The sequence below is a fragment of the Deltaproteobacteria bacterium genome, assembly GCA_016210005.1.
Taxonomy (GTDB): domain Bacteria; phylum Desulfobacterota; class Binatia; order HRBIN30; family JACQVA1; genus JACQVA1.
Genome location: JACQVA010000066.1, coordinates 1 through 10,322, shown reverse-complemented (window position 1 = coordinate 10,322; position 10,322 = coordinate 1). Strand labels below are relative to the sequence as shown.

At 67.3% G+C, this 10,322-nt stretch carries 2 protein-coding genes; both read right to left on the bottom strand.

Annotated features, from left to right (window positions below; translation table 11 throughout):
* Nucleotides 1-216 precede the first annotated feature (216 nt).
* Nucleotides 217-5,397 (bottom strand): hypothetical protein, encoded by a 5,181-nt coding sequence (locus HY699_06735; protein MBI4515493.1) that lies wholly within the window; start codon nucleotides 5,395-5,397, stop codon nucleotides 217-219.
* A 4,079-nt stretch (nucleotides 5,398-9,476) separates the two neighbouring features.
* A complete protein-coding gene (locus tag HY699_06730; GenBank protein ID MBI4515492.1) occupies nucleotides 9,477-9,821 on the bottom strand; it encodes a hypothetical protein in 345 nt (114 codons plus the stop codon).
* Nucleotides 9,822-10,322 lie beyond the last annotated feature (501 nt).

The window sequence follows — 10,322 nt, the reverse complement described above, 5'->3', positions numbered from 1 at the left end:
GGCCTCGATGCGCATGCGAATCGCATCGATCGCACCGACCGGAAAAACCAACCCCGCCGCTTCCACCACCGCCGTCACGCATGTACGTCTACCGCAATCCAACCTCCGTGTCCAGAGGCCACAAGTCGGGCAGGGTCAGCACAATAGGGGGTGCCCGCATACGGCCTGCATGTCCGATATCCAGGCCCGACGCCGTGATCTGACGCTGGGGTTGGGTTATCCGAGGAAGACACGAACCCGATGTGTAACGCCGTCGTCTGACAAGGGGACTCGCGCCGGGTTTCCCGGCGGCTCCGCCGGCAGTACCGCGCCGTCCAGTTCCGCACGGGCGACCCCGCGGCTCACGCCCTGGGGGTTCTCGACGGCGATCTCGTAGCGCGCGGTGCGGTAGCGAAAGACGATCTCGAAGCCCCGCCACGCCTTCGGCACGCAGGGATCGAGCAGCAGTGTCTCACCGCGTATACGAAAGCCGAGGATCCATTCGAGGCCGGCCCGATACAGCCACCCGGCCGCGCCGGTGTACCAACTCCAGCCACCGCGCCCGAGGTGCGGGGGCTGGCTGTAGACGTCGGCAGATACAACATACGGCTCTACCTTGTAGCGACGAATGGCGGTGCGCGTACTGGCGTGGTTGATGGGGTTGATCATCGAGAACAGCTCCCCGGCCTTGTCGCCGTCGCCGAGCATCGCGAACGCAATCACCGACCAGGCGGCGGCATGGGTGTATTGGCCGCCGTTCTCCCGGATACCGGGCGGGTACCCCTTGATGTACCCGGGGTCGAGTTCTGTGCGGTCGAAGGGCGGGGTGAAGAGGAGGACCAGTCCGTCGTTGCGGCGCACGAGGTATTCGTCCACCGCCGCCATAGCGCGGGCCGAGCGCGCCGAATCCGCCGCTCCGGAGATCACCGCCCACGACTGTGCGATCGAATCGATGCGGCATTCGTCGCTCGCAGCCGAACCGAGCGCGGTGCCGTCGTCGAAATAGCCCCGCCTGAACCACTGGCCGTCCCAGGCTTCTCGGTCGAGGGATTCGCGCAGAGCGGCGGCGTGCTGTTGCCAGGTGGCGGCGCGCGCCGACTCGCCGCGCGCCTGCGCCAGCGGAGCGAACGCCGAGAGTGTGGCGTGCAGCAACCACCCGAGCCAGACGCTCTCGCCCTTGCCCGCCTCGCCGACCCGGTTCATGCCATCGTTCCAGTCGCCCGCGCCGATCAGCGGCAGGCCGTGCTCGCCAACCGCGAGACTGCCATCGAGAGCGCGAGCGCAGTGTTCGAACAGCGGGGCGCGCTCCTCGGCAACCATGGGCTGGAAGTACGAATCGTAGTCGCCGGCACGCAGGGCCGGCCCTTCGAGGAAAGCAACCATCTCGTCGAGCACGCCGAGGTCACCCGTGACCTCGAGGTATTGGGCAGCGGCGTACGCTAGCCACACCCGGTCGTCGGAAATCCGCGTGCGCACTCCCTGACCTGACGGCGGCAGCCACCAGTGCTGCACGTCGCCCTCGACGAACTGCCGCGCCGCAGCCCGCAGTAGATGCTCGCGGGTCAGCGCCGGCTGCGAAACCGTGAGCGCCATCACATCCTGCAGCTGGTCGCGGAAGCCGTAGGCACCACTGGCCTGATAGAAAGCCGATCGTGCCCAGACCCGGCAGGCGAGTGTCTGGTACAGCAGCCAGCGATTCAGCATGAGGTCCATCGCGCGATCGGGAGTCCTCACCTGCACCGTGCCGAGGACGTTCTCCCAGTGCTCGGTCACCTGGCGGAGGACCGCGTCGAGGTCGGTGCCGCGGTAGCGCGTGATCACGGAGAGCGCCTCGGCTTTTGTCGCCGCCTCACCGAGAAAGAAGGCGATCTCGACCATGGCGTTCGGTTCGAGCTCGAGCGCAGTTTGCAGGACGCCACAGGGATCGAGACCGGCACCGACTCGGTTGGAGAGCGGGGCTTCGCCAACGAGCGCGGCCGGGTGATCGAGCGTACCGTTGCGGCCGAGAAACTCCGTGCGGTCGCCCGTGCAAGCGAGTTGCCGGCCCGCGAGGTCTGCGAACGCCACACGACCGGAGAACTCAGTGGTCCAGGGGTTGCGCGCAAGCATCGCTCCGGTGTCCGGATCGATTTCGGTCACGACGAACTGCGCCGAGCCGCCGCGCGAGGCGCCGAGGACCCACTCGACAAACGCGGTGACCGAGAGGCGCCGCGATTGGGCCGAATGGTTGCGGATCTGCAAGCGAGAGATCTTGATGGGGTCGTCGAGCGGCACGTACTGCAGCAGCTCGAGCCCGATCCCATGAGCGGTGTGCTCGAAACGGCTGTATCCCTGCCCGTGTCGGACGACGTAGGAGCCGCCCTCCTCACGAATCGGCAGCGCGGTTGGACACCAGAGCGCTCCGCTGTCTAGGTCGCGCACGTAAATCACTTCACCCGGACGGTCGCTGACGGGATCGTTCGACCATGGAGTGAGTTGGTGCTCGCGGCTGTTGAGCGCCCAGGTATAGCCTCCGCCCTCGACCGAGACTTGGAAACCGAACGAGGGGTTAGCGATGACGTTGACCCACGGCGCCGGCGTCCACTGCCCCTCGCCGAGGATGGTGACATACTCCCGTCCGCCGGTGTCGAAGCCGCCGAGGCCGTTGAAGAACTCCATTGGCGGATGCGGCGAGGCCTTCTCCGGCGGCGCGCTCGACTTGCTCCTGACCTCCGGTTTGATCGGGAGCGGGGGAACTAGCCGTGGCGGCGACGGCGCGGGGACGGGCCGCGCGGCGGCTGGCGGCTCCTCAAGAAGTTTGACCTGCTCGGAAAGGCTGCCGCGGCGGCTGAGGAGCTCCGCCCGCGCCACCGCTCGCAGCAGAGTGCGCACCTCCGCCGAAAGTTGGTCGGCGCGCAGGACGAACACGCTCCCACGGACGCCGTCGGCCTCGGAACGGGAGCGCGACTGACTGGTCCGAACCAGTGCCTCCAGGGTGGCGTGCAGATCCTCGGCGTAGGATGCGGGTCTTTCGTTCAGGACTACCAGATCCACTGCCAACTGCTTCATCCGCCAGTACTGGTGAGCGCGCAGCAGCTGTCGGACGATCTCCAGGTCTTCGACTTCATCGATACGAACCAAGACGATCGGCAAGTCGCCCGAGATCGCATGCGCCCACAGTGCCGACGGCCCGCGCTGGTTTCGGTTCAGGATGATTGACGAAGGCCGGAGCGTGGGATTGGAGTAGATCACATGGTTGGCGAGACGCTGAAAGAGGTGCGCTTCATCCGGAGCACAGCCGAGATGATGGAGCTGGACTTGGGCCTGGGTCCACGCCAGGGTCAGCGCACGTTCAAAGGCGGTCGCGTCGCGATGCTTGTCAGCCAGGTCGAGCGCTTCACTGCGGGATGGCGCGACCAGTGTCCAGAACGCCACCCGCGCGGTAACTCCGGGCGGGATGCGCACGCGGCAGCGCAAGCTGAAGATCGGATCGAGCACAGCGCCCACGGTGTTGGACAGCGGCTGGCCCAGCATCGCGATCGCCGTCCGGATCTCGCGCCCGCGGCCGAGGAAGCGCGCCCGATCGGTTTCGAACTGCACCGCGCCCTGAACCTCACCTTGCACCACCGCCAGGTGCGCCGCCCACACCTCGGCTTCGCCGGGTGAGCGGCGGCGGCGCGTGGCCAACAGCACGCCGACGTCGGCGGCGAACTCCGTCTGCACGAACAGTTTGGAAAAAGCCGGGTGCGCCGCATCGGCCGCCGCCGGCGCCAACACCACTTCGGCGTATGAGGTCAGCTCGATTTCCCGGGCGCGGCTCCCGAGGTTTGAAATCGACACGCGGCGCACCTCGGCATCGTCCTCGGCCGAGACCGCAACTTCGAGCGCCGTCGTGATCGTGCCGTCACGCCTGACGATCTCGGCTCGACCCTCGGTGAACTCCACCTCGTAACTCTCCGGCTCGACGCCGCTGGGTTGGTACCCAGCCGACCACACCTCGCCGCTGCGCGTATCGCGCAGGAAGACGTACGTGCCCGAGCAATCGCAGGTCACGTCCTCTTGCCAACGCGTGAGCGCGAGGTCGCGCCAGCGGCTGTAGCCCGAGCCGGCAGCGGTCAGCATCACGGCGTACCGGCCATTCGACAGGAGGTGGGTGCGGGGAACGAAGGAGTGCGGAGAATAAGATCGGCGCAACAGCGGCGCCATGAGTTCGCGGACGTTGGTGGCCGCCTTCACCTCCTCGGCTCGCGGGCGAGCGACGGCGACGTCGCGGGGCGTGCGTTCCTGCAGCAGGAGTTCCGTGGCTTGAACCATCGGCTCGGAATGAAAGCGGACGCGCATGGCCCCGCCTTGCAACGCATTGGCGATTGCGAGCAGCGTCATTCCCTGGTGATGTGCCATGTAAGCGCGCACGATCGCCACGGGCGCGCCTTCGGGAAGACGTGCTGGCGTGTAGTCCAGAGCCTCGTAAAAGCCGTAGCGGCCGCGGCCGCCGGCTGCCGCCAGACGTGAGAAGTTCTGCACCGCGGCTCTTGCGTCCACCATCGCGGCCAGCGCCGTCGCGTAGGGAGCGACGACGGCATCCTCGCTGAGCCCGCGTTTCAACCCCAGGCCGGGCACGCCGAAGTTCGAGTACTGATAGGTGAGCTCGAGATCTCGCATGTTGTACGCCGATTCGGAGACGCCCCATGGCACGCCGAGCTCGGCGCCATACTTGATCTGACGGCGGACGATGAGGCGGCTGGTCTGCTCCAACAGGCTGCCCGCCGGCGCGCGCATCACCAGCGCCGGCATCAAGTACTCGAACATCGAGCCCGACCATGAGATCAGCGCTGAGCCGCGGCCGACCGGCGTCAGGGCGCGCCCAAGCCGAGACCAGTGCCGCACGGGTACATCCCCCTTCGCGATTGCGACGAAGCTGGCCAGGCGGGCCTCGGAGGCCAGCAAGTCGTAACAGCTGGAATCGAGAGTGCCCTCGACGACCGACAACCCGATCGAGAGCAACTGCCGGGCGGGGTCGAAGAGAAACCCGAACTCCATGGCGTTGAACATCTCCTTCGCGAGCGCGCGCAGCGCCGCCAGGCGCCGCTCCAGCCCCCGGGCGGCATGGGTGGACCGCTCGAGCGCGTTGCGAAGAACGCCGGCGCGAGCGAGCGAGTCGTCTGCTGCGCTCTGCGCCGCAATCTCCACCCGGTGGCGGTCTAGGATATCGAGAGCCGCCTCGCAGCGATCCGGTAGCTCAGCCAGGGTTGGGATGGAGTCGAAGACAGAATGGATCGCCTCGTCGGGCGAAGCCACTGCGCCGGGTTCCCCGCTTTGGCCAAGGAGGGTAAGGGGGGATTTGCCCGCGTTCGTGGCACTTGGTGCGCCAGCAATCCCCCCTGGCCCCCCTTCTTCAACGGGCGGCAACGCCGCAGCCAGCACCGCGGCCCAGGGCATGAGCTGTTCGAGGTCGCGCTCGTGGCCCCGAATGCATGCCCGCACTGCCTCTGCCCAGCTCAGCACTTCGGCGCCGGCGCCATCACCCCGTTCCTCGGTCAAGGTTCGGGCGATGTCGCTAACCGCGTCGGCGTGGCGGGCGAGTGCCGCCAGCTGTCCGGCAACCCCAGCCGGGGTCACCGCAACCGGCCGCAACAAGGCCGCGAGCGCGTCGAGGGCTTCGGCGAGTTGCTTTCGCGTCACCGTTTGTGTTCGCCGGTCGTCCACCAGCGCGTGCAGTGATTCCCGGGCGAGCCCGAGCGCGTCTGCGATCCCCGCGAGCCACGGTGGGCCCACCACGGGAGCGTCGCTGATTTCCCGGCAGGCGTTTGCGAGCGCGATCAGGTGTCCGGCGAGATTGCCGCTATCCACGGAAGAGACGTACTTCGGCTCGAGCGGTCTCAGGTCGCGCGTGTCGTACCAATTGTAGAAGTGGCCGCGGAAGCGCTCGAGCCGGTTGATCGTCGCCAGCGTCGCCTCCAGCCGCTCGACGGTGTCGAGCGTACCGAGCCAGCCAAAATCGCGGGCGGCGACCGCGGAGAGCAGATACAGCCCGAGGTTGGTCGGAGAGGTGCGATGGGCCACCAGCGGGCTCGGGTCTTCCTGAAAGTTGTCGGGGGGGAGATAGTTGTCTTCGGGCGCGACGAAGGTCTCGAAGAAGCTCCAGGTGCGGCGTGCGATCAGCCTCAGCGCGTGGGTGTCGGCAGCGGAGAGCACTGTCGGCCCCGCCACCGGCGGCGGCCGGCTCCCCCACTGCGCGACCGCCGGCGACAGCAGCCACAAGACCACCAAAGGCGCCGCGATCGGCCACGCCGCCGGCCCAACGCACGCGACGACGACGGCTGCCAGCGCGGCCAGCGCCACGCCGCCGGCCATGCGCTGGTAGAAACCGCGGATATCGAGCGGGAGGCTGAACTTCGCCTGCGCGGCCGTGACCCATTCCAACAGGTGCCGTCGCGTCACACAAAGACGGAAGAGCGTTCGCGCGATGGCATCGCTCATCAACCACGCCTGATGGGCGAGCAGCGTCACCACGAACGCGATCTGCGACAGGGCGAGCGCGAGATCCGCCGCCACCGCGCGCAGGTGGCTGCGCTTCGAGAACCCCGGCCGCCGCGGTACGATCCCAGCCACGAAGGGCAGCAGGGCAGGCAGCGCGATCATCGAGAGGACACACGCGCTCCACGCCGCGGAGGAAGCGGGCGGCAGCAGCCATCCCGCCAACAACGCGAGGAAGGCGGCCGGCGCCGCCAACGTGCGGCGCAGGTTGTCGAGCATCTTCCAGCGGCCGGCGAACGGAGTTCCCCCCTTTGACAAAGCGGGCTGCGGGGGGATTTGCTGCGGGCCTTCAGCGCTCGCATGCGAAAGACCCCCCCTTTGCAAGCGGGAATCGCGGCCGAAAATCCACGGCAGCAATTGCCAATCGCCCCGCGCCCAGCGGTGCTGGCGCGCGGCGGCGACGTCGTAACGCGAGGGGAACTCCTCGACGACCTCGATATCGGAGACCAGCCCAGAGCGAGCGAAGATCCCCTCCAGCAAGTCGTGACTGAGCAGCGTGCTCTCGGCTGCCCGCCCTTCGAGTGCGGCCTCGAAAACATCCACGTCGTAGATTCCCTTGCCGGTGTAAGACCCTTCGCCGAGCAAGTCCTGGTATACATCGGAGACCGCGAAGGCGTACGGATCCACGCCGCCCGGACCCGAAAACACGCGCTGGAACAGCGATCCCTCGCGGCCGGTCGGCAGTGTCGGCGTGACCCGCGGCTGCATTACGGCGTAACCCTCGACCACGCGGCGGGTGTGCCGATCGAGCGTCGGACGGTTGAGGGGGTGGGCCATCTTTCCGACCAGCCGCCTGGCGGCTCCGCGCGGCAGCCGCGTATCGGCATCGAGGGTGATCACGTAGCGCACCGCGGCGGGCACGACCGGCGGGTGGCCGCCGACCGCTAGAAAGGTCGTGTCGGGCGCGTTGCGCAGCAAGCGATTGAGCTCGTGCAGCTTCCCGCGCTTGCGTTCCGATCCGAGCCATTTTCTCTCGCTCTGGTTCCAGACCCGCCGGCGGTGGAGCAGGAGAAAGCGTTCACAATCCGGTGCCCGGGCGTATCGTTGATTGAGGCGCGCAATGCCGTCCGCGGCGGCAGCGAGAAGCTCCTCGTCCTCTGGCGCACACTCGGTGGTGGAATCCGTCCAGTCCGAGAGCAGAGCGAAGTACAACTCGTCATCCTGACCGGCGAGATGATGAACCTCGAGGCGCTCGATCAGCTCCTCGATCGCCGTGCACGTCGTCAGCAGCGCCGGCACGGCGACCAGCGTGCGCAAGCCTGCCGGCACCCCGTCGCGAAGCTCCAGACCGGGCAGCACCGTCGGGCCGAACTGATTCGTGACGTGACGGTTCACCAGCACCAGGGCCGCATCCGATGCCGGGACCAGTGCGAGCAGCGCGAGCACGAAGAGAGCCGCTCCACCGCCCCCGGATTCCACCACAGCGAACAACGACAGAGCGAGGATGAAGGCGCTGAGGATGGTAACCGTTCCCAAGTATCCTAGGATTCCGGCGGCTGTGTAGATACGAGCGAGCCAGTCCCGCATCGGCACCCGAAATCCGAGTGCCGTCTCGAAGGCCGGCCGTCCCTTGCCGATGAGGTAGTAGCCCGGGTCCTGCTCGCGCTGGCGCTCGGTCACCTCGCCAGCAGGGCTTCGAGACGGCCCCTGAAAGGACGGGGCCTCCTCAGCCCGAGCGGCATTGCTCTTGAGTTCAATGGACTTCTCCCGTTCGCCCTGAGGCGCCGCCTCTATTGGCGGCGTCTTGAAGGGCACGCCGGCGCCGCGTTTAGCAGCGAGCAGCGCACGCCTGGCGACCTCGAGTTCCGCGTGGTCCGAGCCTCGCGCCAGCGCTTCGATCGCGTGGCGGTAACGATCCCGCGTCGCGAAATCCATTGCGGCGAAGTCGCTACCGGCGCATAGCGCGGCGTCGACGAGGCTGACGCTCTCGAAGAACTCCGCCCAATCGACGGCGGACATCAGGCGCATGCTGGTGATCACGTTGCGCACCGTCACGTTCATCGCGCCCTGGCGCTGGTGTTCCGCGCGGACGATCGCATCCGCGGTCGTTCCCTGAGCTGCCAGGCGTTCATCCAGCCAGCGTAGCGCCGGCGTCACCGCCGGATCCTGATCGCGCAGCCGCTGTACCAGCTGGACCGCGAAGTTCGCAGGCAGGGGTCTTTGGCCGAGACCTCGCAGGACCGTCTCCACCGGCTCCGGGGCACGGCTGCCGATTCCCAGCAGCCGGTCGGCCAGAGCGTCGGCCTCCTGGCGCGCCGCGCGGCCTTTCACGATCCGCTCCGCCGAGCGCCGCAAGTTCTCGACCAGGACGATGCGCAGCGTGATCGCCACCGCCCACAGCTCGCCGATCGTGAGCGGCTGCACCTGCTGGTAGGCGCGTACGAACCGGCGCAACGTCTCCGGATCGAACAGGCTGTCGGTGTGGGCTACGAAAGCCCAAGCGATCCCGAATACGCGCGGATAGCCCTCGAGGGGCCCGTCCGCCAGCTTGGGAAGTTGGCGGTAGAAACCGCTGGGGAGATCATCGCGGATCTCGCGAATCTGTTCCTCTGCAATATGAAAGTTGTCGACCAGCCACTCGGCCGCCGGGGTGATGGCGCGTTCCTCGCGAATGGCGGCACCGATGGCGCGATATGCGGCCAGCAGCACCCGGCCGTTGTCCCGGAGTCGAGTCGCCAGCTGGCGACGGGTCTCGGGCTTTGTCGTAACGCGCTGCGCCGCCGCGAGGCTCTCGGCGTGCTGCTCGAGACGCTCTATGCTGAAGAGCTCCGAACGTATGGGCTCTTCGGGGTCCCGTGGAACCGCCGCCGACAGGCCCTTGAGGGCGCGAAGGATTGAATGGTTCAATGCTGCCTTTCCGCTCGGTGAACGCGCCGAACCGGGCCGGCGCGGTCGCTGAACCCTTCATTTCGCATCGAGGCGTATATTCGGACGACGGCCGCCTTGTCCTCCCTCGCCCGCAAGAGCGTGCCGGTTGTGCTCTACCTCCGACCGCCGCGTCCGCGCTGGGAGGGGTGAAACCAGGCGGCGCCTTGGGCCTTTTGGTGCTCCGACTTGGTGCTGAAGAGGGGACGAGTCTCATCCCACATGCGATCGCGGGCACGCTTGAGGGCGGTGCGCACGCGGTTGCGCCGCATGAGATCAGTTCGCGCCGCGAACAGATCGGCCTCGGTAAGCTGAAGCGAGCCGGTGCGCTTGTCACAGCGCAACTGCACCGTCACCGCAGGTCCGTCAGCGTCCGGGCGGAGTTCGATAGTTACCACCGTCTTCTTGTCGATGCCGCGCATCAGGCTGTCCAACACACCCTGAATCTCAGTTGTCGTCATGACCATCCTCCGACTCGCGAAGCGCAGTAGCCTCGCGCTCCTGGTTGGGGCCGCCACTGCGGCCGCGTGACCGATCCGTTGCTACCGGCACGGCAGCACCGGCTTGTTTCTTCCATGCCTGAATATCTGAGCGGGAAGCTGGCCGTGGGTAATGGCCGGCAGGCGGGATCCTCGCGCCAAACAGACACCGGCCCTAGGCTAGCACGCCGAGAGGGCCATAACCAGGTGCGGGGTGCCCCCGGGGCCCATGGCCGAAAGGGACGCAATCTGTCATTCCCGCGAAAGCGGGATTCCACGGCACCGGGTCGCTACGACCCGCCAAACGCCAAACTGGATTCCCGCTTTCGCGGGAATGCTGGCCAGGATGTAAACGCAGAACTGCTTGTCCATAGCGCCAAACGCCAAGCTGGATCCGTTCCCGCTTTCGCGGGAATGACGGCCATAACACCGAACCACGTTACCCACAAATGTGTCGCGCACCCGCCGGCGCCCAGTTGGTGC